General features: G+C 65.7%; 21 protein-coding genes and 1 pseudogene. 9 read left to right on the top strand and 13 right to left on the bottom strand.

Annotated features, from left to right (window positions below):
- Positions 1–15: 15 nt before the first annotated feature.
- The 4 genes from JNJ68_RS06295 to JNJ68_RS06280 form a co-directional block, all read right to left on the bottom strand.
- Positions 16–798, bottom strand: coding sequence for an ABC transporter ATP-binding protein (locus JNJ68_RS06295; protein WP_294980307.1), 783 nt, complete (start codon positions 796–798; stop codon positions 16–18).
- Positions 795–1,802, bottom strand: a complete 1,008-nt coding sequence (locus JNJ68_RS06290; protein WP_294980305.1) for a branched-chain amino acid ABC transporter permease — start codon at positions 1,800–1,802, stop codon at positions 795–797. Before JNJ68_RS06290 ends, JNJ68_RS06295 begins: the two co-directional genes overlap by 4 nt.
- A 4-nt stretch (positions 1,803–1,806) precedes the next feature.
- A complete protein-coding gene (locus JNJ68_RS06285) occupies positions 1,807–2,676 on the bottom strand; it encodes a branched-chain amino acid ABC transporter permease (protein ID WP_294980303.1) in 870 nt (289 codons plus the stop codon).
- 87 nt (positions 2,677–2,763) lie between these two features.
- The gene (locus JNJ68_RS06280; protein ID WP_294980300.1) at positions 2,764–3,951 is read right to left on the bottom strand and encodes an ABC transporter substrate-binding protein; all 1,188 of its coding nucleotides are present in this window, start codon (positions 3,949–3,951) and stop codon (positions 2,764–2,766) included.
- Positions 3,952–4,127: 176 nt separating this feature from the next.
- Between JNJ68_RS06280 and JNJ68_RS06275 the strand changes: the two genes are divergently transcribed.
- Positions 4,128–4,838, top strand: coding sequence for a GntR family transcriptional regulator (locus tag JNJ68_RS06275; RefSeq protein ID WP_294980298.1), 711 nt, complete (start codon positions 4,128–4,130; stop codon positions 4,836–4,838).
- A 44-nt stretch (positions 4,839–4,882) separates the two neighbouring features.
- On the opposite strand, the gene JNJ68_RS06270 is transcribed toward JNJ68_RS06275, so the two are convergent.
- The 7 genes and pseudogenes from JNJ68_RS06270 to JNJ68_RS06240 form a co-directional block, all read right to left on the bottom strand.
- On the bottom strand, positions 4,883–6,313 hold the full coding sequence (locus JNJ68_RS06270) for an aldehyde dehydrogenase family protein (protein ID WP_294980296.1): 1,431 nt from the start codon (positions 6,311–6,313) through the stop codon (positions 4,883–4,885).
- A gap of 113 nt (positions 6,314–6,426) precedes the next feature.
- Positions 6,427–7,515: a molybdenum ABC transporter ATP-binding protein gene (modC, locus tag JNJ68_RS06265; RefSeq protein ID WP_294980334.1), complete on the bottom strand. Its 1,089-nt coding sequence runs from the start codon at positions 7,513–7,515 to the stop codon at positions 6,427–6,429.
- Complete coding sequence (gene modB, locus JNJ68_RS06260) at positions 7,512–8,210, bottom strand: molybdate ABC transporter permease subunit (protein WP_294980293.1); 699 nt, start codon at positions 8,208–8,210, stop codon at positions 7,512–7,514. The genes modC and modB overlap by 4 nt, the downstream gene beginning before the upstream one ends.
- A 22-nt stretch (positions 8,211–8,232) precedes the next feature.
- Positions 8,233–8,991: a molybdate ABC transporter substrate-binding protein gene (gene modA, locus JNJ68_RS06255; protein WP_294980291.1), complete on the bottom strand. Its 759-nt coding sequence runs from the start codon at positions 8,989–8,991 to the stop codon at positions 8,233–8,235.
- Positions 8,992–9,053: 62 nt separating this feature from the next.
- Complete coding sequence (locus JNJ68_RS06250) at positions 9,054–9,419, bottom strand: LysR family transcriptional regulator (RefSeq protein WP_294980289.1); 366 nt, start codon at positions 9,417–9,419, stop codon at positions 9,054–9,056.
- 81 nt (positions 9,420–9,500) lie between these two features.
- Positions 9,501–10,381: pseudogene (locus JNJ68_RS06245) on the bottom strand (bestrophin family ion channel).
- A gap of 139 nt (positions 10,382–10,520) precedes the next feature.
- A complete protein-coding gene (locus JNJ68_RS06240) occupies positions 10,521–11,417 on the bottom strand; it encodes an endonuclease/exonuclease/phosphatase family protein (RefSeq protein ID WP_294980286.1) in 897 nt (298 codons plus the stop codon).
- A 202-nt stretch (positions 11,418–11,619) separates the two neighbouring features.
- Here JNJ68_RS06240 and purB point away from each other — a divergent pair, with 202 nt between their 5' ends.
- The 4 genes from purB to JNJ68_RS06220 all read left to right on the top strand — a co-directional run bounded on the left by purB (position 11,620) and on the right by JNJ68_RS06220 (position 14,870).
- Positions 11,620–12,924 carry an adenylosuccinate lyase gene (gene purB / locus JNJ68_RS06235; protein ID WP_294980284.1) on the top strand — a complete coding sequence of 435 codons (1,305 nt, stop codon included), beginning with the start codon at positions 11,620–11,622 and terminating at the stop codon, positions 12,922–12,924.
- Positions 12,925–13,022: 98 nt separating this feature from the next.
- The gene (locus tag JNJ68_RS06230; RefSeq protein ID WP_294980282.1) at positions 13,023–13,556 is read left to right on the top strand and encodes a tetratricopeptide repeat protein; all 534 of its coding nucleotides are present in this window, start codon (positions 13,023–13,025) and stop codon (positions 13,554–13,556) included.
- Positions 13,557–13,572: 16 nt separating this feature from the next.
- Positions 13,573–13,731 (top strand): hypothetical protein, encoded by a 159-nt coding sequence (locus JNJ68_RS06225; protein ID WP_294980279.1) that lies wholly within the window; start codon positions 13,573–13,575, stop codon positions 13,729–13,731.
- Between the two features lie 62 nt (positions 13,732–13,793).
- A complete protein-coding gene (locus JNJ68_RS06220; RefSeq protein ID WP_294980277.1) occupies positions 13,794–14,870 on the top strand; it encodes a FliG C-terminal domain-containing protein in 1,077 nt (358 codons plus the stop codon).
- 99 nt (positions 14,871–14,969) lie between these two features.
- Here JNJ68_RS06220 and JNJ68_RS06215 read toward each other — a convergent pair whose 3' ends face one another.
- Positions 14,970–15,416, bottom strand: a complete 447-nt coding sequence (locus JNJ68_RS06215) for a VOC family protein (protein WP_294980274.1) — start codon at positions 15,414–15,416, stop codon at positions 14,970–14,972.
- Positions 15,417–15,779: 363 nt separating this feature from the next.
- Between JNJ68_RS06215 and JNJ68_RS06210 the strand changes: the two genes are divergently transcribed.
- Both JNJ68_RS06210 and JNJ68_RS06205 read left to right on the top strand, forming a co-directional pair.
- Positions 15,780–16,655, top strand: a complete 876-nt coding sequence (locus JNJ68_RS06210; RefSeq protein ID WP_294980271.1) for a DMT family transporter — start codon at positions 15,780–15,782, stop codon at positions 16,653–16,655.
- A gap of 12 nt (positions 16,656–16,667) precedes the next feature.
- A complete protein-coding gene (locus JNJ68_RS06205; RefSeq protein ID WP_294980269.1) occupies positions 16,668–17,555 on the top strand; it encodes a lauroyl acyltransferase in 888 nt (295 codons plus the stop codon).
- 70 nt (positions 17,556–17,625) lie between these two features.
- On the opposite strand, the gene JNJ68_RS06200 is transcribed toward JNJ68_RS06205, so the two are convergent.
- Positions 17,626–18,321 carry a DUF1223 domain-containing protein gene (locus JNJ68_RS06200; RefSeq protein ID WP_294980267.1) on the bottom strand — a complete coding sequence of 232 codons (696 nt, stop codon included), beginning with the start codon at positions 18,319–18,321 and terminating at the stop codon, positions 17,626–17,628.
- A 180-nt stretch (positions 18,322–18,501) separates the two neighbouring features.
- On the opposite strand from JNJ68_RS06200, the gene acnA reads away from it, so the two are divergent.
- The gene (gene acnA, locus JNJ68_RS06195; RefSeq protein WP_294980264.1) at positions 18,502–21,249 is read left to right on the top strand and encodes an aconitate hydratase AcnA; all 2,748 of its coding nucleotides are present in this window, start codon (positions 18,502–18,504) and stop codon (positions 21,247–21,249) included.
- A 299-nt stretch (positions 21,250–21,548) separates the two neighbouring features.
- A complete protein-coding gene (locus JNJ68_RS06190) occupies positions 21,549–22,718 on the top strand; it encodes a Hint domain-containing protein (protein ID WP_294980263.1) in 1,170 nt (389 codons plus the stop codon).
- Positions 22,719–22,746 lie beyond the last annotated feature (28 nt).

The raw sequence follows: 22,746 nt of genomic DNA, 5'->3' as shown, positions 1-22,746 counted from the left end.
TGTCTGGGTCATCATTCACATCCCGATGGCGGCGTCTTCGCTGCCGAGATAGGCCTCGATGACGCGCGGGTTGGCCTGGATTTCCGATGGCGTGCCCTCGGCGATCTTCTCGCCGAAGTTGATGCAGACGATCCGGTCGGAGATTTTCATCACCGCTGGCATGTCGTGTTCCACCAGCAGCACCGTCAGCCCGCGTTCGTCGCGCAAGCGGCGCACAAGGGCGACCATGCGCATCGTCTCGTCATGGTTCATCCCGGCGAAGGGCTCGTCCAGGAGGATGATCTCGGGTTGGGTCGCCAGCCCGATGGCCATGCCAAGCGCGCGCAGGTGGCCTTGCGGGAGGTTCGAGGCCAGTTCGTTGCGGATCGCCTGCAACCCCAGGAAGTCGATGATGTCATCGGCAGACTTGCCGAATTCGACCTCGTCCGCCTTCGCTTGTGAAGACCCGAAGAAGAAGCCGAGGAGCGAGGCTTTCGACCGCAGGTGATGCGAGACGATGACGTTCTCGCGCACTGTCATCGACTTGAAGATGGTGGTCTCCTGGAAGGTCCTGACCACCCCCATCCGCGCCACCTTGTGCGGGGGCAGGCCGGAGATCTTGGCCCCCTTGTAGATCACTTCGCCCGTGGTCGGCGTCACGAACCCGGCGATCTGCTTGAAAAGGGTGGATTTCCCCGCCCCGTTCGGCCCGATCACCGACAGGATTTCCTGCGGGGCGACATCAAAGCTGATGTCGTTGTTGGCCGTCAGCCCGCCATAGCGCTTGGTGACATTCTTCACTTGCAGGATGGCGGTCATTTGCGACCCCCTTTCCGGTCGAAGAGGCTGAGGACGCCGTTCGGCAGCACCAGCATCAGCGCGATCAGGGCGCCGGAGTAGATGAGGAGCTGGTATTGCTTGGCGACGGAAAGGAGGTCCCAGCCGAAGTAGAGGAGCAGCGTCCCGAGCATCGGCCCGAAGACATAGCCGAGGCCGCCAAGGAAGCAGTAGAGCATGAAGTTCACGCTGTCCTGCACCACGAAGGAGGAGGGGTAGATCGACTGCGAGATGGCGACGAAGATCGCCCCGGCGAGCCCCCCGAAGAAGGAGGAGATGGCATAGGCCAGGACCCGCAGCATCGCGGTATTGACGCCGATGGAGGCCGAGAGTTCCTCGTTCTGCTGCAGCGACCGGCAGAGGTGGCCGAGGCGGGAGTTCACGATGCGCCAGAGGACGAGATAGGTCACGGCCATCAGCACTGCGGCCATCAGGTAGAAGGCGAGCTTGGGGTTCGCCAGCGTCGCGAAGTCGGGGATGATGGTCAGGCCGAGGATGGAAAGCTCGCCCGGCAGCGGGATCGAGGTGATCCCCTTCGCCCCGTTCGTCACCGGCAGCGCCAGCGCGGTCAGCCGGGCGACCTCGGTCAGGACCAGCGTGACCATGGCGAAGTAGACGCCGCGCAGGCGCAGGATGGGCAAGCCGATCAGCACCGAGACGGCGGCGCAGAAGATCCCCGCCAAGGGCAGCGTCAGCCAGAAGCTGACCCCGTATTGCGTGATCAGGATCGCCGAGACATAGCCCCCGGTCAGCGCATAGGCGCCCTGGCCGATGTTGATCCGGCCGATATAGAAGGTCAGCCAGACCCCGGCAGCGGCCACCGACAGAAGCGCGACCGAGGTCAGCGTGTAGTAGAAGTCCCAGCGCCCGGTGAGCGCAATGAAGGCGGGGACGAGGACGAAGACAGCCACGAGGAAGGCCAGCACGCCGACAAGGCGGGTGGGCGACAGGCGGCTCTGCGGCACGGATTGCGTCTGGTCGGTCATGGTCTCACCCCCAGGGCTTGCCCATCAGGCCTTGCGGCCGGATGGCGAGGAAGATCATCAGGGTGACGAAGATCACGAGGTAAGTGACATCGCCATAGGCGGCAAGAACGGTCAGGCCGATAGACTCCATCATCCCCAGGATGAACCCGCCGGCGATGGCGCCGGAAATCACCCCTGCGCCCCCGATCATGATCATCAGGAAGGCCTTGACCGAGGTCGGCCCGCCCATCCCGAGGTTGATGCCGGTGATCGTGACCAGAAGCCCGCCGACGAGGCCCGCCAGCATCGCGCCAAGGGCGAAGCCGATCATCGAATAGCGATCGACGTCCACCCCCATCAGCTGCGCGGCCATCCGGTCCTGCGCCAGGGCACGCATCGCGCGGCCGGTGCGGGAATACTGCATGAACAGGATGAAGCCCACGATCAGCGCCACGGCCAGCGCCGCGATCAGGATGCGGTCATAGGGCATGATCAGCCGCATGTCCCAGTTGAAGACGCCGTTTACCACCTTCGGCACGCCGCGCTGCTTTTCGCCAAACAGGAGCAGGATCACAGCGTCGAGGAAGAAGGCGATGCCTGCGGCCAGCAGCATGGTGGATTCGTCGCGCTTCGACCGGGCGATGACCGGTCGGAACAGGAACCTCTCGATCAGTGCCCCCATCACCGCCAGCACAACGGCCGAGGCCAGAAGCCCGACGGTGAAGGGCAGTCCCAACTGGGCCACGACCGTATAAGTCACGAAGCCGCCGAAGACGTACATCTGCCCGTGGGCGAAGTTCAGCACGTTCATCAGCGAGAAGATGAGCGTCAGGCCAAGCGCGATCAGCGCATATTGCGCGCCGAGATAGAGGCCGTTGGCAAGGATCTGTTCCATCATGGGGGTCCTTTGCGGCAGGGACAGCAGGGCCCGGACCGGGAGCGTGCCCGGACCCTGCAACAGACTCTGAACCGTCTTGAGGCCTCAGTCGACCTGGGCGACGAACAGGGTCTCGAACTTGCCGTCCTTGAACTCGTTCACCACCAGCGGCACCGAAACCTGGCGCTTCTGGCCGAACGAGGTGGTCCCGACATAGGTCAGCTTGGCGTCACCGACCATGAAGGGGTTCGGGGCCTCGAACGTGTCCATCGTCTTCTTGAACTCGTCCACGTTGTCGATCGCCGCCGGGTTCGCCTTCAGCGTCTCGACGATGTATTCCAGCGCATAGACCTTGGTGTTCGACTCGTCGTTGTATTCGCCGAACATATCGGTGTAGCGGGTGACGAATTCCTTCATCGTGTCCGAGGCCAGTTCGGGCGTCGAGGCACCGCCGACCGAGATGAAGCCGTTCGCCAGCTCGCCCGCGCCTTCCGCCAGCACCGCCGCGTCCTGCGCGGTTTCGGTGGAGATCAGGCCGGTATAGCCCAGTTCGCGGGCCGAGCGGATCAGCTGCGGTGCGTTGGCGGGCGAGACGCCGGACAGGACCAGCAGGTCCGGCGCGGTCTGGATCACCGGCAGAAGGACCGGGGTGAAATCGGTGGTGTCCATCTGGTAGGTCACGGTGTCCGACACCACCTCAAGCCCCAGGTCGCGCGCGGCGGCGGCACCGGAATCACGCTGCGACAGCGGGTCGGATTCGTTGCCGGCGATGAAGGCGACCGTCTTCACACCCTTGTTTTCCATCAGGTATTTGTAGATCGCCGGGCCGGACTGGTAGTTCGCCACCATCCCCAGGATCGCGTTCGAGGCAGGCGCCGTGTACAGCTCTTTCGGGAAGGCATAGGGGAAATACATGATCCCGTTCTGCTCGGCGACCGGGCGGACAGCCGCGGCGCCGTCATCGACGTTGGGGCCGACGACATAGTGGATGCCATCCTGCGCCATCTTCTCCATGCCCGCGATGGCGCGCTTGGGGTCCTTCTGGTCGTCGAAGGGGACGATCTCGATGTCATAGGTGGTGTCGCCGATCTTGACCCCGCCCAGCTCGTTCAGCCAGGCGGCGCGGGCCTCCATCGAGCGTTGGTTGGAAATCCCCCAGGCCGCCGCCGGACCGGAGGTCACGCCGACGAAGCCGATCTTCAGCTTGGCATTCTCGGCCCAGGCTGCGGTGGTTGCCGTGACGGCGAGCACGAGGGACAAGCCGGTTGTCGCAAGGAAACTGCGTCTCTTCATTCTGGTGACTCCCTGTTGTTGGTCTGCGGAATTCGAGTCCACGACAGATTGATTGACGGACGTGCTGACAAAATTGTCAACAAAAAAGATTCCGATAGTTCACGATGTGCCTCTTGATGGGCGCGCTTGTTCCCCTGTAGCGTAGAATCCAGTCAGATTTGAAACGGGCATCAGGCATGGGCACCCTCGGCACCGTCGCCGAACAGGACGCGCGAGACGACGAGCTTGGCGAGGAAGAGATCGTCGAGCGGATATTCGAGGCAATCATCGACCAGCGCTTGCCGCCTGGCACCAAGCTGTCCGAGGCGGCGCTTTGCGAGGCGTTCGGCGTCGGCAGGATGCGAATCCGGCAAAGCCTGCTCCTGCTCTCGAGCCGCGAGGTGGTGGACCTCCTGCCCAATCGCGGCGCTTTCGTCGCCTCGCCATCGGCCGAACAGGCGCGCGAGGTGTTCGAGACCCGGTTGATGATCGAGCCGAATGTCGCGCGGCTGGCGGTGGAACGTGCCTCGGACTCCGACCTGACCATGCTGGAGCAGCACCTGCAACTGGAACACACCGCCCATCGCGGCAACAAACGCCGGGATGCCATCCGTCTGTCCGGGCAATTCCATGTGCTTCTGGCGGAACTTGCGGGAAATTCCGTCGCCTTGCGCATGGTGAAGGAACTGGTGACGCGCACCTCGCTGATCATCGGCATCTTCGGCAGCCCCGGCGTGTCGAACTGCCGGGACGAGGATCACGACGATATCTTCGCTGCCTTCCGCAGCCGCGACAGCGACCTGGCCGCCCGGCTGATGACCGACCACCTGCGCCATATCCAGGAGCATCTGGAGCTTGGCAGCCGCACCGAAACCACCAGCGACCTGGTGGCGATCTTCCGTCGTTAGAAGGCGGCCCCGGCAGCCATTTGCGGCACCGGGGCGCGCGGGTCTCAGTCGCCGTAGCCGAGGATGCCCTTGACCTCGCAGAAGTCGTGGATGCCCCAGTCGGCATATTCGCGCCCGTTGCCGGACTGCTTGTAGCCGCCGAACGGGGCGGAGGTGTCCCAGTCCGGATAGTTCAGGTTCACCGTCCCGGCACGCAAGCGGCGGGCCACGGGTTTCGCATCCTCCACCGGCCCGGCGATATAGGCGGCAAGGCCGTAGACGGTGTCGTTGGCCTGCTGGATTGCGTCCTCGATGCTGTCATAGGGCTGGATCGCCAGCACCGGGCCGAAGATTTCCTCCTTCGAGATGGTCATCGCATTGACCACGTCGCCGAAGACGGTGGGCCGGACGAACCAGCCGCGGTTGAGATCGGCCGGGCGCCCTACCCCGCCGGTGACAAGGGTGGCGCCCTCGTCGATCCCGGCCTGGATCAGGCGCTGGACCTTGTCGAATTGCAGCTTCGAGACCAGCGGTCCGAGGACCGTCTCCTCGTCGCGCGGATCGCCGACCTTGATCGCATCGGCTGTGTCCTTGGCGACCTTCAGCGCCTCGGCTTGGGCGGCGCGCGGCACCAGCATCCGGGTCGGGGCGTCGCAGGACTGGCCGGTGTTCGACATCACCGCGTTGACACCTGCCGCCACCGCCTCGGCGATGTCGGCGGAGGGCAGGATGATGTTCGGGCTCTTGCCGCCCAGCTCCTGCGCCACGCGCTTGACTGTCGGCGCGGCGGCGGCGGCGATGGCCGTCCCGGCGCGGGTCGAGCCGGTGAAGCTGACCATGTCCACCTCGGGGTGCGAGGACATCCGCGCGCCGACCTCGGGGCCGGAACCGTTGACCAGATTGAAAACCCCTTTCGGCACGCCCGCATCATGCAGAACCTGCGCGAAGAGTACGCCCGACAGCGGCGCGATTTCCGACGGTTTCAGCACCATGGTGCAGCCCGCGACCAGCGCAGGCGCCACCTTGCAGGCGATCTGGTTCATCGGCCAGTTCCACGGGGTGATCAGCGAACAGACGCCGATCCCTTCGTAGACGATCCGGGTCGAGCCGCGGTTGTATTCCCAGACCATCTCCTCGGCGGCCTTGATCGTCGCCTCGATATGGACCTGCCCCGCCCAGGCCTGGGCATTGCGCGCCCAGGTGATCGGGGCGCCCATCTCGGTGGACATGACCTGGGCGAAATCTTCGTAGCGGTCGTTGTAGATGTCGAGGATGCGCTTCACCAGCGCGATGCGGTCCTTGACCGGGGTGTAGGTCCAGCCGTCGAAGGCGGCGCGGGCGGCAAGGATCGCGCGGTCCGCGTCCTTTTCATTGCCCATGGCGACCTCGCAGACGATCTCCTCGGTTGCGGGGTTCTCGACGCCGATCCGCGCGGTCGAGATCGGGTCGACCCATTGGCCGTCTATGTAGAATTTCAGCATGTTGGCGGGGATCATGGCGGGCTCCTTGGCGATCGCTTCCGATATGTCCGGGAAAAACTAACGGTAAAGACGGGGGACCGCTAGGGCGGTTGCGCATCCCTGCACGATGTTTCCGACACGGCTGGGGGTCAGGAGGCCGTGCCCACGTTCTCGCGTCCGACCGAGACGGTCTTCAGCACGGCGAAGACCTTCGCGCCGGGCCGCAGGTCCAGCGACCGGACCGAGCGGCGGGTGACGCGCGCCAGCAGGTGCTCGTCGCCCAGCCGCAGCCGCACCATTGCGCCGGGCCCATCGCCCAGCCGGATATCCTCGACCGTGGCCGACAGCACGTTCAGGGCCGAGATACCAAGCGGGCGTTCGGTCGCCAGCATCACGTCCTGCGCCAGGATGCGCAGCCGCAGCATGGCCCCGGGACTGGCCCCGACATCGGGCAGGAACACCGGACCGCCCCCGGTTTCAAGCCGGGTCAGCCCGTCCTCCTCCTGCGCCGCGACGCGGGCGATGATCATCGACCCGGCCTCGCGCAAGCCCATCGTCGGGGCGATGGCCGGATCGGCCAGCAGTTCGGCCGCGGACCCCGAGGCGACGACGCGGCCCGCCTCCAGCAGGACGACGGTTGTGGCGAGCCGCGCCACCTCTGCGACGGAATGGCTGATATAGAGGATCGGCAGGCGCAGCTCGTCGCGCAGACGCTCCAGATAGGGCAGGATTTCCGCCTTCCGCGCCTCGTCCAGTGCAGCGAGCGGCTCGTCCATAAGCAGGAGCCGGGGGTTCGACAGGATCGCCCGTCCGATGGCGACCCGCTGCTTCTCGCCCCCCGACAGGCTGCCGGGATTGCGGTCGAGAAGCGGCGCGATGCCCAGCAGGTCGACGATGCGGCCCATCTCGGCCCCCTGCCCCTTCGGCGCGAACCAGCGTCCGTAAAGCAGGTTCTGCCGCACGGTCAGATGCGGAAAGAGCCGCCCGTCCTGGAACACATAGCCCATCCGGCGGCGGTGCGGCGGCAGCATCCGGCCCGCGTCGGTGTCCAGAAGCACCGTCCCGTCCAGGGTGATCCGTCCCCGGTCGGGCCGCAACAGGCCCGCCACCGCATTGGCCACCGTCGACTTGCCCGACCCGGACCGGCCGAAAAGCGCGGTTACACCGCCGGGCGCCTCGAACTCCGCGTCCAGAGTGAACTCGGCGAAGCGGTGATGCAGGGCGACCGACAGCGTCATTGCCCGGATATCCTGCGCGCCACCGCCCGGCTGACCCATTCCGACAGCAAGAGCGCCGCCATGGCGATGACGATGGCGACCAGCACCAGCCGGAAGGCCTGGTCGTCGCCCCCCGGCACTTGCAGATGGGCGTAGATCGCCGATGGCAGGGTCTGGGTCTGGCCGGGGATGTTGGAGACGAAGGTGATCGTCGCGCCGAACTCGCCCATCGCCTTGGCAAAGGCGAGGATCGCCCCGGCGACGATGCCGGGCAGGACCAGCGGAAGCGTGACGGTCGCAAAGACCCAGAGCCGGGGCGCGCCCAAAGTGCTGGCGGCCTCCTCCAGCTTCGGGTCCACCGCCTCGACCGTCAGCCGGATCGCGCGCACCATCAGCGGAAAGGCCATGACCGCCGCTGCCAGCGCCGCCCCGGTCCAGCGGAAGGCAAGGACAATGCCGAACCACTGGTCAAGGAATTGCCCGACATAGCCCTTCCGCCCGAAGGTGATGAGCAGAAGGTAGCCCGTCACCACCGGCGGCAGGATCAGCGGCAGGTGCACCAGCCCGTTCAGAAGCTGGCGCCCACGAAACTGCCAGCGGGCCAGCGCATAGGCGACGAAGATGCCGAGGGGCAGGCTCAGAGCCGTCGCCACGGCAGAGACGCGCAGCGACAATGTCACCGCGCGCCATTCCTCGGCTGACAGGGCTTCGAACATCGCAACCCGTTTCCGGGCTGCCTCAGTTCAGGATGGCAAAGCCCTGTGCGGTGAATTTGGCATCAGCCGCGTCCGACGACAATGCCTCGAAGAAGGCCTTGTCGGCCGCATCCGCCGCGCCGGTCAGCAGGGCGGCGGGGTAGACGATGGCCTTGTGGCTGTCGTTCGGGAAGGTGCCGACCACGGTCACGTTCTCGTCCGCGACGGCATCCGAGGCGTAGACGATGCCGTAGGGCGCCTCGCCGGTCGAGACCAGCGCAAGGGCGGCGCGCACGTTCTCGGACTGCGCGACCGAGCCCTCGACCGCCGACCACAGGCCCAGTTTCTCCAGCGTTTCCTTGCCGTATTGCCCGGCGGGAACCGAATCGACCATCGCCATCGACAGCTTGCCATCGCCGAGCAGCGCCTTGAGGTCGAAGCCCTCGCCAATCTCGACCGGGGCGACGTCCTTGCCATGCGCGACCAGCACCAGAGTGTTACCCAGAAGGTCCTCGCGGGTGTCGGGGACGACCAGACCGGCCTTCTCGACCTCGTCCATCCAGTTCACGGCGGCCGAGATGAAGATGTCGGCGGGCGCACCCTCGATGATCTGCTTGGCGAGCGCGTTCGATCCCGCATAGCTGATCGTGACGGTGTTCCCGGTTTCCGCCTGGAAATCGGCGGCGACGGCATCGAGGGCGTCCTTCAGCGAGGCGGCGGCGAAGACGACCACCTCCTCCGCCAGCGCAGGGGTAGCAAGGGTGGCGGCAAGAACCGAGGCAAAGGCCAGGCGGCGGGTCATTTGATCCTCCAATCGATATATCCCGCAGAACATATCAAGCAGGCCGGAGGACGGCGCAAGCGTTATTTTCCGTCAGACCGTTCGCTTGCCCCTTGCCGACGCAGCATCGCCTCCAGTTCGGCAATCGGCACCGCCGCCGCCGCTTCGGCCCGGGCAAGCACCTCGCGATAGAGCCGCAGCACCTCGGCACCGGTCTCGGTCAGCCGCGCACCGCCGCCGCCCTGCCCGCCGCGCGCACTGGCGACCAGCGGCACAGCGAAGGCCGCGTTCATCTCCTCGACCAGCGTCCAGGCGCGCTTGTAGCTCATCTCCATCTGCCGGCCCGCCGCCGCGATCGACCCGGTCGCGGCGATGCGGTCCAGAAGCTCGGCCTTGCCCGGACCGACCATCGCCCCGTCGAACAGGATGCGCAGCTTCAATGAGGTCATGGCGCCGTCTCTCTCAAGCCTGTGCAGCGATATTTCCCGAACCGCACATCGCTGGCAAGCCGCCTGGCACCGGAGGGCGGGTCAGCTCAGGTAGTGGTGCTCTGGTTGCAGGGGCAGCGGCGGCGCCTCGCCCAGATGCGGCGCCAGGCTGATCTCGGCGGCGCGGCAGATCGCGTCCAGCGCGATTCCGTTCAGGCTGGTGGCGAAGGGATGGCTCAGTTCCTCGGTCACTTCGGCGAGGCCGAGGAACATGTAGGCCACCACCGCCACGAAGACCGGCGTCATCCAGCCGGTCGTGCCGATCAGCGCCAGGGGCAGCAGCAGGCAATAGAGATAGGTCGTGCGGTAGATCAGCAGCGAATAGACGAAGGGCAAGGGGCTGTTCGCGATGCGCTCGCAGCCCGCCTGTTGCAGCGCCATGCTTCCAAGACGCGCCGACAGCGCCCGCGCGCCGAAACCGTCCAGCACGCGCGCGTGATGCGCCGTCGCCAGCACCGCATTCAGCCGGTCGAGCGCGGCATCCGGCGGATGGGCCGCCTCGCCCACCGCCTCCTGCCCCGGCGACCGGGGTGACAGGCCGCGCAGGTTCAGCCGGTGGGCATGCAGGAAGACCAGCGCCGCGCGCAGCACCTCCTTGCGCAGGACCGGGTCGGGCAGGAAGACCTCGACCTCGCGCGCAAGGCTGCGCATGTCGGCCAAAAGCCCGCCCCAGAGCCTGCGCGCCTCCCACCAGCGGTCATAGGCCGCGTTGTTGCGAAGCCCAGGAAAAGCGACAGCCCGATCCCGAAGACCGCGAAGGCCGAGCCGTCCAGATGCGGTGCAAGTCCGGTCAGCCGGTCGAAGGCAACGATAAGGAGCGCCGCGCCGCAGAGCAGGGCAACGGGCCCAATGACGCGCGGCACGATGGACCCGCGCAGCGCGGTCAGGAGGTCCCAGAACCCCGGCTTTTCCCTGACGATCATGCCCGTCCCTTCCGGCCCGCCGCTTCACCCGCGTTGCATCATGCCGCCGGGCGGGGCGAAAGTCTGCGCGAAGGCGACCTTCCGTCACCCGTTTGCGCGAGGCGCGTCTGCCTGCGGCCGATCCGCCCGGGACGACCCGTCAAAGCGCGACCTCGGCCAGCAATCCCAGATGGTCCGATCCGGCTGCCGGGCGCGGCGCGACCCTGCCGCCAAGGGTGGAGAAGACATGGTCGATGGGCAGCGGCAAAAGCCCGGACAACCCGACATAGCTGCCCGTCATCGGGCCCGCCGCCTTGACGCCCAGAATGTCGGACATCCGCTTCACCGAGTTCGCCCAGCGCACCATGTTGAAATCGCCCGCCATGACCGCCGGACCCTGAAACTTGTCCAGGATCGGCAGCAAGAGCTGCACATGATCGGCCTGCTGATAGGGCCAGGGCCAATGCAGATGCACCGAGACGATCCAGAACCGTTCCGGATTGTCGGCGGTTCCACCCACCACCTGCATCGCCGCAAGACCGGGACCGCAGACTTCCGTCCGCTTGACCACGGGCAGCTGTGTCAGGATCGCCGGGCCTCCGACCCTGCCGCCGGGGCAGAGAAGCTGGTGCGGAAGGATATCCGTCAGCGTCTCCATCCAGGCGCGGTTCTCGGGCAGGACCTCTTGCAGCGTCACGATCGTCGGGTGCGTATCGCGGATATCCTTGGCAAGCACGGAAAGCTCGGCGTTCCGGAACAGCATGTTCTTCTGGTAAAGCGTGTAGCTGCCGGGCAGTCCCGGCCAGGTATAGGCCAGAAGCACCTGCCCTCCCGTCAGCATGGCAAGCAGCATCGAAACGAAGGCCGCCATCCTGAGGCCAGCAAAACTGGCGAACACGGCAAGGACCAGCACTGCCGCGGCAGCCAGCCCGCGCCCGACCGACAGCGAATCGCCCAGCGGATGCAACCATCCCAGGTATCCCGCAGCCAGCGCCAGGATCGAAAGGCCAAGGGCACCCCCGATCAGCTGTTGCCAGATCCTGCCTTCGTCTTCCATCCGCATTCCCCTCCGCCGGACGCGCCGACGGTCATTCGGTCTTTCGGTCCCCATTAGCACAATCACTACGGCATAAATGCGTTGCGCCTTTGGCAACAGTTCGATGGCTGGCGGCGCGCGGCAATCGGGCAACGGGCAAGGGTTGCGCCGCTTTCCCCTGCGGCGTAAGGGGTCGCCACGTTTCGCGTTTCCGGAGGCCCCGATGATCCCGCGCTATTCCCGTCCCGACATGGTGGCGATCTGGTCCCCGGAAACCCGCTTCAAGATCTGGTTCGAGATCGAGGCCCATGCCTGCGATGCCCAGGCGGCACTTGGCGTGATCCCCAAGGAGAATGCCGAGGCGATCTGGCGGGCGAAGGACGTGACCTTCGACGTCGCCCGCATCGACGAGATCGAAGCGGTGACGAAGCATGATGTGATCGCCTTCCTGACCCATCTCGCCGAGCACATCGGCGCCGAGGAGGCCCGCTTCGTGCATCAGGGGATGACATCCTCGGACGTGCTGGACACCACGCTGAACATCCAGCTCTGCCGGGCGGCGGACTTGCTGCTGAAGGGTCTCGACCGGGTTCTTGCCGCGCTGAAGGCCCGGGCTTTCGAGCACAAGGATACGCTCCGCATCGGGCGCAGCCACGGCATCCATGCCGAGCCTACGACCATGGGCCTGACCTTCGCCCGCTTCCATGCCGAGATGGCGCGCAATCGCGCCCGGCTGGTTGCGGCACGGGCCGAGGTGGCGACCGGCGCGATCTCGGGCGCGGTCGGCACCTTCGCCAACATCGATCCGGCGGTCGAGGAGCATGTCTGCAAGATGCTGGGCCTGACGCCCGAGCCGATCTCGACGCAGGTGATCCCGCGCGACCGCCACGCGATGTTTTTCGCGACGCTGGGGGTGATTGCTTCCAGCATCGAGAATGTCGCCATCGAGATCCGCCACATGCAGCGGACCGAGGTGCTGGAGGCGGAGGAGTTCTTCTCGCCCGGCCAGAAGGGATCGTCGGCGATGCCGCACAAGCGCAACCCGGTGCTGACCGAAAACCTGACCGGCCTTGCCCGGCTGGTGCGGATGGCGGTGGTCCCGGCCCTGGAGAACGTGGCGCTCTGGCATGAACGCGACATCAGCCATTCCAGCGTGGAGCGGATGATCGGCCCCGATGCCACGATCACGCTGGACTTCGCGCTGCACCGGCTGGCGGGGGTTGTAGAGAAGCTGGTGGTGTACCCTGAGAACATGCTGAAGAACATGAACAAGTTCAAAGGCCTGGTGATGAGCCAGCGCGTGCTTCTGGCCCTGACCCAGGCGGGTGTCTCCCGCGAGGACGCCTACCGCCTCGTCCAGCGCAACGCGATGAAGGTCTGGGAGAAGGGCGCGGATTTCAAGACCGAGCTGCTGGCCGACCCCGAGGTCACCGCGGCGCTGACCCCGGCGGAGATCGAGGAGAAGTTCGACCTCGGCTACCATACCAAGCACGTCGACACGATCTTCGCCCGGGTTTTCGGCGCGTAACGGAAGCGTGATCGGCCCGGACGGGCCCTTCGGGGTTTTCCGTTCTTGCCCTTGCGTCAATCGTGCTACTTTTCGGGAAACTTCCGAAGGAAACGCCGATGCGCATGATCCTTGCCGCAACCTTGGCTCTGGCCCCCTGCATGGCGCTTGCCGTCGGCAGCGATGACAGCCAGCCCCCGAAGCCCACCGCGACCACCACCGAATGCGAGGCAGGCACGATCTGGGACGAGAAGACCCAGACCTGCGTCAAGGCCGAGGACCAGAGCCTGAACGACGACCAGCGCTTCGGAGCGGTGCGCGAACTCGCCTATGCCGGGCGCCCCGACGAGGCGATGGCGGTTCTTTCCGCGATGACCGAGGGCGAGACCAGCCGGGTGCTGACCTACCGCGGCTTCCTTTTGCGCCAGACCGGCCGTGTGGAGGAAGGGATCGCGGCCTACGAACGCGCCATCGCGCTGGATCCCGCGAACAACCTCGCCCGCAGCTACTACGGCCAGCTTCTCGTCCAGATGGACGAGCTTGCCCTGGCCGGGGAGCAGCTGGCCCAGATCCGCCTGCACGGCGGCGCAGGAAGCTGGGCCGAACAGGCCCTGTCGACAGCCATCGAGACCGGAGCGACCTATACCTTCTGACCAAGCGGAGGAGACCATGAAGACCCTCTCTACCCTTGCCGTCCTGGCCCTGACCCTGTGGCCAAGCCTCGCCGCCGCGGAATGCCGGGGCGACCATCAAAGCGCCGCCAGCTGCATGCCCGGCATGGTCTGGGACGAAGGCACGGGCACCTGCGTCGAGAAACCGACCAGCTGACGTCAAGCCTGCGTTAACCTGCGGCTGTCAGGGTTTCCGTCACAGGAATCGATGAGGCCCCGATGCCGCAGGACATGGTGCCGCTCGCGCGGATCACCCCGGAACGCCGGATCGTCACGGTCCCGCCAGTGCCGAAACGGGTGCTCACGCCCCGGCAGAAGGCGGCGGTGATCGTTCGCTATCTTCTGACTGAAGGCACGTCGCTGCCCCTGTCTTCGCTGCCCGAACACATGCAGGCGGCGCTCGCCGAACAGATGGGCCAGATGCGACTGATCGACCGCGCCACGCTGGACGATGTGGTTGCCGAATTCCTGACGGAACTCGACTCGGTGGGCCTCGCCTTCCCCGGCGGGATCGAGGGGGCGCTGTCGATGATGGACGGCCATATCTCGCAATCCGCCGCCCAGCGGCTGCGCCGGATGTCCTCCACCTCCTCGAAGATCGACCCGTGGGAGCGGATCACCGCCCTTCCCCCCGACCGCCTGCTGCCGATCCTGGTGAACGAGGCGGTGGAAGTCGGCGCGGTGATGCTGTCGAAACTGCCCGTGGGCAAGGCGGCGGAACTCCTCGGCAAGCTGCCGGGCGACCGGGCGCGTCGGGTGGCCTATGCGGTGTCGATGACCGGCAACGTCGACCCCGAGACGGTGCGGCGGATCGGCGCGGCGCTGCTGGCCGAACTGGACAACCAGCCGCCGAAGGCCTTCGACCAGGGGCCGGTGGAGCGGGTGGGGGCGATCCTGAACGTCTCGCCCACGCTGACACGCGACGAGGTGCTCCTGGGGCTGGAGGCGGAGGATGCCGGTTTCGCCGCCGAAGTGCGGAAGGCGATCTTCACCTTCGTCCACATCCCCTTGCGCCTCAACCCGCGCGATGCGCCGAAGATCACCCGGCTGGTGGACCAGCCGCAGCTGGTGACGGCGCTTGCAGGTGCGACGGGCAAGCCTGGGCTGGAGGAGGCGGCGGAATTCATCCTGGCCAATATCTCGCAACGCCTGGCACAGGGGTTGCGCGAGGAGATGGGAACCCGCGGGCGCGTGAAGGAGAAGGACGCCGAGGAAGCAATGACCACCATCATCGCCGCCATCCGCACGCTGGAAACCAGCGGCGAGATCACGCTGATCCAGCCGGAGGAGGAGTAGCCGCGGCGATCAGAGAGGAGGCGGAAAGATGCGGCGCGGCTCACGACGGCAGGTGTCTCACGGGTGGCAACCTCTCTCCGATTGGTGGACCGGTGAAGGTTACTCGTCTCTCGCGACGTTCAGGCGCCACGGCGGGAACCGTCTCTCCTCCGCCCCGGCATGGTAAGGGCAGAACCGGTTTCCGGTCGGATCGACGAAATGCGCTTCGCGCCAGCGCCAGTCCTGATCCGCGGGGGCGGTCTGGAACACAAGGCCAGCGGCACGAAGGTCGGCATATTTCCGATCCACGTCGTCCACTTCGAGATAAAGGACCGTATCGCCGGGGCAGGCAGTCCGGTCCTCGTAGAGGGAAAGGGTGGTCGACCCCGACGGCAGCTCGAAGCGAGCGTATCTGCCGTCGCCATTGTGCACGATCTGGCGGAACCCCAGCACAGAACAGAAGGCGACCCCCTCCTCGAAATCCCGCACCGGGATCGTAACCTGATTGAGGTCCATGCCAGTCCCGTCCTTCGGAAGCCGCCGCGCCTGTAGCTTCCAGAAAGTCATGGAGCGGCGCAAGCGGATGGTTTCCTGCCCGGCGCTGGCCTTCGGCAATTTGCACCCGGTGCGGCGCATTTGTGGAAGTGGCCGACGCTGACAGGCGCATCACGGACAAGGAGACCAGGGAAGTGATGCGCCGCGCCGGAACCGAACATGATTGCCCACGCCAGCTTTCTGCGAAAACTCTTTTCAGATGATCGCCGGAGAAAGCCCTTTCCAAGCCTTTCCATGATGTTTCGCACAAGCATCGCGGCGACCGACATTCGCCGGCTGTCATTTCCCGCAGCAGACTTCGACGCGCACGAACCGCCGCAGACTGCCCTTGCGCCCGCCCTTGCGCCCCCCGTCCCCACCCCCTACAACCGCCCAATGTCCGCCGCCTCCTCTTCGCATGTCACGCGCGGCGTGGCGTTGATGATCCTTGCGATCTTCCTCTTCACCGCGATGGACGCCACCGCCAAGGGGCTGATCGACCGATACCCGGCGCCGCAGGTGATCTGGGTCCGCTTCGCCGGACAGTTGACACTCGTCCTCCTGATCCTGCGCCACCGCCTTGGGCCGGTCCTGCGCACCCGCTTTCCGGTGCTGCATTTCTGGCGCTCGGCCTCGCAATTCGGAGCGACAACCTTCTTCTTTCTTGCGCTGCCTTACATCGGCCTCGCGGAAGCCACCGCCATCGCCGACATCAACCCAGTCCTGATCACGCTGGGTGCCGCGCTCTTCCTCGGAGAACGCCTTGGCCCAAGGCGCGTCGCGGGGGTCGTTGTCGCGCTGATCGGCGCGCTGATGGTGATCCGGCCGGGCGCCGGGGTCTTCACCTGGTGGGCGCTTCTGCCCTTCGCCTGCGCGCTCTCATATGCTGCGTCAGCCTTGCTGACCCGCAAGATCGGTGCACAGGAAAGCGTCTGGGCCTCGATGATCTATGCCGCGCTTTTCGGCAGCATCGTCGCGGGCGCCGCGCTCCCCTTCGTCTGGGAACCCGTGGCGACCGAAGACCTGTGGAAATTCGGCCTGATCGCCTGCCTCGGCACCGGGGCGCAGCTCTGTATCATCCGCAGCTTCTCCATCACCGAGGCCGGGATCGTCGCGCCCTTCGCCTATCTGGGCATCGTCTTCGCGACCTTCTGGGGCGCGGTGCTGTATGGCCAGTGGCCCGACCGCTGGACGGTGATCGGCGCGCTTGTGATCGTCGGGGCCGGACTTTATGTCTGGCACCGCGAAACCCGGGCGCGGCGCGTGCCCTGAGCCAAGGCCCCGATGTCAGACGGCACCAATCCCCCCTTCCGGCCCGATCATTTCCTGGTCAATCTCGCCGCACGCGGGCTGATCGGGCTGGCGCTGGCCCTGCCCTATCCCTGGCGCGTCGCCTTCACCGGCTGGCTGATGCGGCGGGTGATCGGGCCTTTCGCGGGCTATGGCACAAGGGCGCGCGAGAATCTCGCGCTGATCTGGCCCGAAAAGCCCGATGCCGAGCGCGATGCCATCGCCGAAGCCGCGCTAGACAATGCCGGCCGGACGCTGATCGAGAACTACTCGACCCGCGCCTTCACCGCACGGGCGCGTACCATCGAACCCGAGGGTCCGGGCTACGGCGCGCTTATCGCCGCGCGCAATGACAAGCGCCCGGTGATCCTTGTCTCCGGCCATTTCGGCAATTACGAAGCGGCGCGCGCGGCACTGGTGGCACGAGGCTTCGAGATCGGCGGGCTCTACCGCAATCTCTCGAACCGCTATTTCAACGCGCACTACGTGCGCACGATGCAGGCCTTCGGTGGGCCGGTTTTCCCGCAGGGCCGCGCGGGGACGGCAGGCTTCGTGCGGCACCTCAAGGAGGGCGGGCAACTGGTTCTGCTTTTCGACCAGGACGTGCCGGGCGCGCCCGCGATGCCCTTCCTCGGCCACCCGGCGCGGACGGCTCTGTCGGCGGCGGAACTGGCGCTGCGGCTGAAGGCGGACCTGATCCCGTTCTTCGCCATCCGTCAAACTGACGGTCTGGACTTCCGGGTCACGCTGGACACGCCCGTGCCACACACCGACCCCGAGACGATGATGCGCCAGGTCACGCAGGCTCTGGAGCGGCGGGTCATCGCCTATCCCGGCCAATGGTTCTGGATTCACCGGCGCTGGAAGGGCGGCAACCTGTAGGGTGCGTGAAATCACGCTCCCGCCCATTCCCCCGTGCAAAACGGTGGGTTGGCACCCGTCCTACGTCAAATCACTCTACCCGCGCTGCGGCCAGGATCGCCGCCGGGCCAGCCGTCTGCACGATCACCGCGCCCGGTTCGTCGCCCGGATAGGGGGCCGTGACCTCCAGAGGCGCGTCGCCGCCCCAGTCCCCGACCCGTTCCCACGACGTCACGATGTTGCGGTAGGTGATGGTCTTGCCGGCATTTTCGCCCCGCTCGATCGTCACCGTCTCTTCCGGCCGGTAGCGCACCAGCTGCACCCGGACGGGTTCGGTGAGCGGCGGGTCGGCCTCGGCCCGGATCACCAGCCGGTCGCCCTCGCGCGTCACGGTCAGGCGGACCGGCGTCCCCGCCGCCAGATGGTCGCGCAGCCGCTCGGCGGTCTCTTCCGGCGCATAGCCCTCGATCCGGTCCGCGCCGCCGATGATCAGCTGCGGCGTGTAGATCGTGCGCGACCCCACCGCCTTGGCATAGGCGCGTTGGCGGTCGGTGAACTTTCCTTGCGCGAACTTGTCGGCCCAGCCGATATAGTCCCAGTAGTCGACATGCAGCGCAAGCGGCAGGATGCGCGGGTCCGAGGCCAGCATCGCCAGGAATTCGTCGGCCGGCGGGCAGGAGGAGCAGCCTTGCGAGGTGTAAAGCTCCACCACCACCACCGGCTCTGCCTGCACCTGGGCCACCGCCGCAAGCCAGAAGCCGCAAGCGGCGCTGACGAAATGTCGCATGGTGCCTATCCTGATCCGTGGTCCCCTGCCCGGTTATAGGATTGCAGGGCGACACGAGCCAATCAAGGTTTTGCGAGAGGCCTGTCATATGCTCTAAGGAAAGCCGAAACCGGGGCTGGATAATCGGCATACAATGGTATACAAACATCGCAGCAGCCGCCCTCTTCAGGAGCCACGACAATGACCGTCACCGTTGGACAAGACCTTTCCGGAACCCGCAAGACCCTGACTGCCGGGGGCCAGATGGTCAGCTACTATTCCATCCCCGCGGCCGAGGCCGCTGGCCTGGGCGAGTTTGCAAAGCTCCCCGCCAGCCTCAAGGTCGTGCTGGAGAACATGCTGCGATTCGAGGACGGCAAGACCGTCACGGTAGATGACATCAAGGCCTTCTCGACCTGGGGCAAGCAGGGTGGCCAGAACCCGATCGAGATCGCCTACCGCCCCGCGCGCGTGCTGATGCAGGACTTCACCGGGGTTCCCGCCGTGGTCGACCTTGCCGCGATGCGCGACGGGATCAAGGGCCTCGGCGGCAATGCGCAGAAGATCAACCCGCTGTCCCCGGTCGACCTCGTCATCGACCATTCCGTCATGATCGACGAATTCGGTCATCCCCGCGCCTTCCAGATGAACGTCGACCGCGAATACCAGCGGAACATGGAACGCTATGTCTTCCTGAAATGGGGCCAGAAGGCGTTCAACAACTTCCGCGTCGTGCCCCCCGGCACCGGCATCTGCCACCAGGTCAACCTGGAATACCTCGCGCAGACCGTGTGGACCGACGTGGACCAGAACGGCCAGACCGTCGCCTACCCCGACACCCTCGTCGGCACCGACAGCCACACCACCATGGTCAACGGCCTTGCCGTCCTCGGCTGGGGCGTCGGCGGAATCGAGGCCGAGGCGGCGATGCTGGGCCAGCCGGTTTCGATGCTGATCCCGGAAGTCGTCGGCTTCAAGCTGACCGGCAAGATGGTCGAGGGCACCACCGCCACCGACCTCGTGCTCAAGGTCGTGCAGATGCTGCGCAAGCATGGCGTGGTGAACAAGTTCGTCGAATTCTACGGCGAGGGGCTGGATCACCTGCCCTTGGCCGACCGCGCCACCATCGCCAACATGGCCCCGGAATATGGCGCGACCTGCGGCTTCTTCCCGATCGACGGCGAAACCATCCGCTACCTGCGCAACACCGGGCGCGAAGAGTCCCGCATCGAGCTGGTCGAAGCCTATGCCAAGGCCAACGGCATGTGGCGCGGTCCGGACTATGACCCGGTCTACACCTCGACCCTGCTCCTCGACATGGGCACCATCGTTCCCGCCATCTCCGGCCCCAAGCGCCCGCAGGACTATCTGCCGCTCGGCGATGCCGCCTCGGGCTTCTACAAGACCGTGGCCGATTATCGCGGTGTCGATGTCAGCGCCGACGCCCGCGAGATGCAGGGCGAAGGCGGCGGCGTGGTGGTGGCGCCGCGCGACTGCCGCAAGACCGCGCGGGTGGACGGCCAGGACTATGTGCTGCGCGACGGCTCGGTGGTGATCGCCGCCATCACCTCCTGCACCAACACCTCGAACCCCTATGTGATGGTCGGCGCCGGTCTGGTGGCGCGCAAGGCCCGCGCGCTCGGGCTGACGCGGAAGCCCTGGGTCAAGACCTCGCTCGCCCCCGGCTCGCAGGTGGTGGGCGAATACCTCGCCGCCGCCGGGTTGCAGGAAGACCTCGACGCCGTCGGCTTCAACCTCGTCGGCTACGGCTGCACTACCTGCATCGGCAACTCCGGCCCCTTGCAGCCCGAGATCTCGAAGGCGATCAACGAGGGCGACCTGATGGCCGCCGCCGTCCTGTCCGGCAACCGCAACTTTGAAGGCCGGATTTCCCCTGACGTTCGCGCGAACTACCTCGCCTCGCCGCCCCTGGTCGTGGCCTATGCGCTGGCGGGCGACATGAACATCGACCTGACCACCGAGCCACTGGGCATGGGCACGAGCGGCCCGGTCTACCTCAAGGACATCTGGCCGACGAACAAGGAAGTTGCCGACATCGTGCATTCGGTCGTCACGCGCGAGGCGTTCCAGACCAAATACGCCGATGTCTTCAAGGGAGATGCCAAGTGGCAAGGCGTGCAGGTCACGGAAGCCGAGACCTATGATTGGCCGCCGACCTCGACCTACATTCAGAACCCGCCTTATTTTCAGGGCATGTCGAAGACGCCGGGGGTCATCAAGAACGTTACCGGCGCACGTATCCTGGCGCTTCTGGGCGACATGATCACCACTGACCACATCAGCCCCGCAGGCTCTTTCAAGGCTTCGACTCCGGCCGGCAAGTATCTGACCGAACGGCAGGTTCCGGTGTCCGAGTTCAACTCCTACGGAGCCCGGCGCGGCAACCATGAGGTGATGATGCGCGGCACCTTCGCCAACATCCGCATCAGGAACGAGATGCTGGACGGTGTAGAAGGCGGCTACACCCTCGGTCCGGACGGCAAGCAGACCTCGATCTTCGACGCCTCGATGGAATACCAGGCGCAAGGCACGCCGCTGGTGATCTTCGGCGGCATCGAATACGGCGCGGGCTCCAGCCGCGACTGGGCGGCCAAGGGCACCGCGCTCCTCGGCGTCAAGGCGGTGATCGCCGAAAGCTTCGAGCGGATCCACCGCTCCAACCTGGTCGGCATGGGTGTCATCCCGTTCGAGTTCCTGCCGGGTGAGAACCGCAAGACCCTGGGCCTGAAAGGCGACGAGGTGGTCAGCATCGGCGGTCTTGAGGGCGGGCTGAAGCCGCTGAGCCAGGTCCCCTGCACCATCCGCTACGCCGACGGGACCGAGAAGGTGATCCAGCTCAAGTGCCGGATCGATACCGCCATCGAGATCGAATATGTCGAGAACGGCGGCGTGCTGCACTACGTTCTGCGCAATCTCGCAGCTTCCTGAGGATTGTTTCACTGATCAAAAGGCCCCGGCTTTCCGCCGGGGCCTTTTTGTTTGTCCACAAGCAATTTTGAGAAGGAATTCTCATTTCTGCTATGCCTGAAAATATTGCATCATAGAAAATCGCTTAGATTTATCTCCTTAGGGTTGATTTTGAATCAAATGCTTGAGATGCTTTGGAAATCACAACCAGAATCAGAATACTGACCCAGTCCAAATCCGGTTTCAGTTAAGGGCCGCGTGATTCGATTATCAATGTCGGCGGGCCCCGGCAATTCCCTGAAATTTGACGGGATGCTCCCATGTCTTCAATCGACCAGACAATCGAATTCTATCAGAATCAGGGCGCCCTGCTTGGAATCGGGTCGAACCAGATCGTGAGCTTCACCAATTTCCAGGCCAGCGTCACCGGCGAGGCTGCGGTCGACGATACCAACAACGATGACCAGTGGGATTTCGGCGAGACGGCGACGATCAACGGCGATTCCGCCTCGCTGACCGCCACCGGCACGGCTGCTTTTGGTGTCACGATCAGCGTCCCGCCCCTCGTCAACCTGACGATCAACCTGTCCAGCCCCGTCCCTGTCGGCGTCTTCGAGGTCGATGGAACCCAGTATGTCCGCTACTACAATGCCGATGGCACCGATGCCGATCCGGCGGCGCTGCTGGACGGGCTGACAAACCAGGTCATCAGCGCGCTCGGTCCGCTGCTTGGCCCGGTTCAGGCCATCATCGGGCCGATTGCGGCCTATGTCGAAAACAACACCCTGCTGAACTTCGACCTGAACAATGCCGACGGGATGCAGTTTACCTGCTTCACCCTCGGCACGCTGATCCTGACGGACTGCGGCGAGCGTCCCATCGAGACCCTGGCGGTCGGCGACCGGGTGCTGACCGTCGACCATGGGCTGCAACCGATCCGCTGGATCGGCCGCCGCACCCTGTCGCCGGACGAGCTGGACCGGGCGGCAAACCTGGTCCCGGTGCGGATCGCGGCGGGCGCGCTTGGCAGCGACCTGCCCCGCAGGACCTTGACCGTGTCGCCGCAGCACCGCTGCCTGGTCCGGTCGACCATCGCCGAGCGGATGTTCGGCGCGCGCGAGGTCCTGGTGGCGGCAAAGCATCTGCTGGACCTGCCGGGAGTAAGCCTGGCCCCGGCGCCCGCCCCGGTGACCTATCTCCACCTGCTGTTCGACCGGCACGAACTTGTGTGCTCGAACGGCCTCATCTCGGAATCCTTCTACACCGGCGATCAGGCACTGACGGCGGTCGGACAGGCCGCACGGGCGGAAATCCTTGCGCTGTTCCCCGAATTGGCCAGCGGCCTGCCCACCGCGGCGCGCTGCCCCGCCCGCACCTTCCTGCGCGGCCGGGTCGCGCGCAAGCTGGTGGAACGATCGGTCAGGAACCAGAAACCCCTGGTCGAGTCCCCGCAGTTAACAGGTCCTGAACGACAAAGGTTCAAAGTCTGAAATCATTGTAAAATCTTTATCTGTCCCG

It is taken from the genome of Tabrizicola sp., from assembly GCF_016793705.1.
In the GTDB taxonomy this organism is placed as follows: Bacteria; Pseudomonadota; Alphaproteobacteria; order Rhodobacterales; family Rhodobacteraceae; genus Tabrizicola.
Note: the sequence above shows the minus strand (reverse complement) of the source record. Positions and strands in the feature narration are given on the sequence as shown.

Excerpts from the sequence above, each read along its gene's own strand:
- JNJ68_RS06210 (WP_294980271.1), top strand. The coding sequence starts at position 15,780 with ATGTCCGCCGCCTCCTCTTCGCATGTCACGCGCGGCGTGGCGTTGATG.
- JNJ68_RS06225 (WP_294980279.1), top strand. The coding sequence starts at position 13,573 with ATGAAGACCCTCTCTACCCTTGCCGTCCTGGCCCTGACCCTGTGGCCA.
- JNJ68_RS06190 (WP_294980263.1), top strand. The coding sequence starts at position 21,549 with ATGTCTTCAATCGACCAGACAATCGAATTCTATCAGAATCAGGGCGCC.
- JNJ68_RS06220 (WP_294980277.1), top strand. The coding sequence starts at position 13,794 with ATGCCGCAGGACATGGTGCCGCTCGCGCGGATCACCCCGGAACGCCGG.
- JNJ68_RS06290 (WP_294980305.1), bottom strand. The coding sequence starts at position 1,802 with ATGACCGACCAGACGCAATCCGTGCCGCAGAGCCGCCTGTCGCCCACC.
- JNJ68_RS06205 (WP_294980269.1), top strand. The coding sequence starts at position 16,668 with ATGTCAGACGGCACCAATCCCCCCTTCCGGCCCGATCATTTCCTGGTC.
- JNJ68_RS06250 (WP_294980289.1), bottom strand. The coding sequence starts at position 9,419 with ATGACCTCATTGAAGCTGCGCATCCTGTTCGACGGGGCGATGGTCGGT.
- modC (WP_294980334.1), bottom strand. The coding sequence starts at position 7,515 with ATGACGCTGTCGGTCGCCCTGCATCACCGCTTCGCCGAGTTCACTCTG.
- JNJ68_RS06200 (WP_294980267.1), bottom strand. The coding sequence starts at position 18,321 with ATGCGACATTTCGTCAGCGCCGCTTGCGGCTTCTGGCTTGCGGCGGTG.
- modB (WP_294980293.1), bottom strand. The coding sequence starts at position 8,210 with ATGTTCGAAGCCCTGTCAGCCGAGGAATGGCGCGCGGTGACATTGTCG.
- JNJ68_RS06280 (WP_294980300.1), bottom strand. The coding sequence starts at position 3,951 with ATGAAGAGACGCAGTTTCCTTGCGACAACCGGCTTGTCCCTCGTGCTC.
- JNJ68_RS06215 (WP_294980274.1), bottom strand. The coding sequence starts at position 15,416 with ATGACTTTCTGGAAGCTACAGGCGCGGCGGCTTCCGAAGGACGGGACT.
- JNJ68_RS06275 (WP_294980298.1), top strand. The coding sequence starts at position 4,128 with ATGGGCACCCTCGGCACCGTCGCCGAACAGGACGCGCGAGACGACGAG.
- JNJ68_RS06240 (WP_294980286.1), bottom strand. The coding sequence starts at position 11,417 with ATGGAAGACGAAGGCAGGATCTGGCAACAGCTGATCGGGGGTGCCCTT.
- JNJ68_RS06285 (WP_294980303.1), bottom strand. The coding sequence starts at position 2,676 with ATGGAACAGATCCTTGCCAACGGCCTCTATCTCGGCGCGCAATATGCG.
- JNJ68_RS06270 (WP_294980296.1), bottom strand. The coding sequence starts at position 6,313 with ATGATCCCCGCCAACATGCTGAAATTCTACATAGACGGCCAATGGGTC.
- acnA (WP_294980264.1), top strand. The coding sequence starts at position 18,502 with ATGACCGTCACCGTTGGACAAGACCTTTCCGGAACCCGCAAGACCCTG.
- JNJ68_RS06295 (WP_294980307.1), bottom strand. The coding sequence starts at position 798 with ATGACCGCCATCCTGCAAGTGAAGAATGTCACCAAGCGCTATGGCGGG.
- purB (WP_294980284.1), top strand. The coding sequence starts at position 11,620 with ATGATCCCGCGCTATTCCCGTCCCGACATGGTGGCGATCTGGTCCCCG.
- modA (WP_294980291.1), bottom strand. The coding sequence starts at position 8,991 with ATGACCCGCCGCCTGGCCTTTGCCTCGGTTCTTGCCGCCACCCTTGCT.
- JNJ68_RS06230 (WP_294980282.1), top strand. The coding sequence starts at position 13,023 with ATGCGCATGATCCTTGCCGCAACCTTGGCTCTGGCCCCCTGCATGGCG.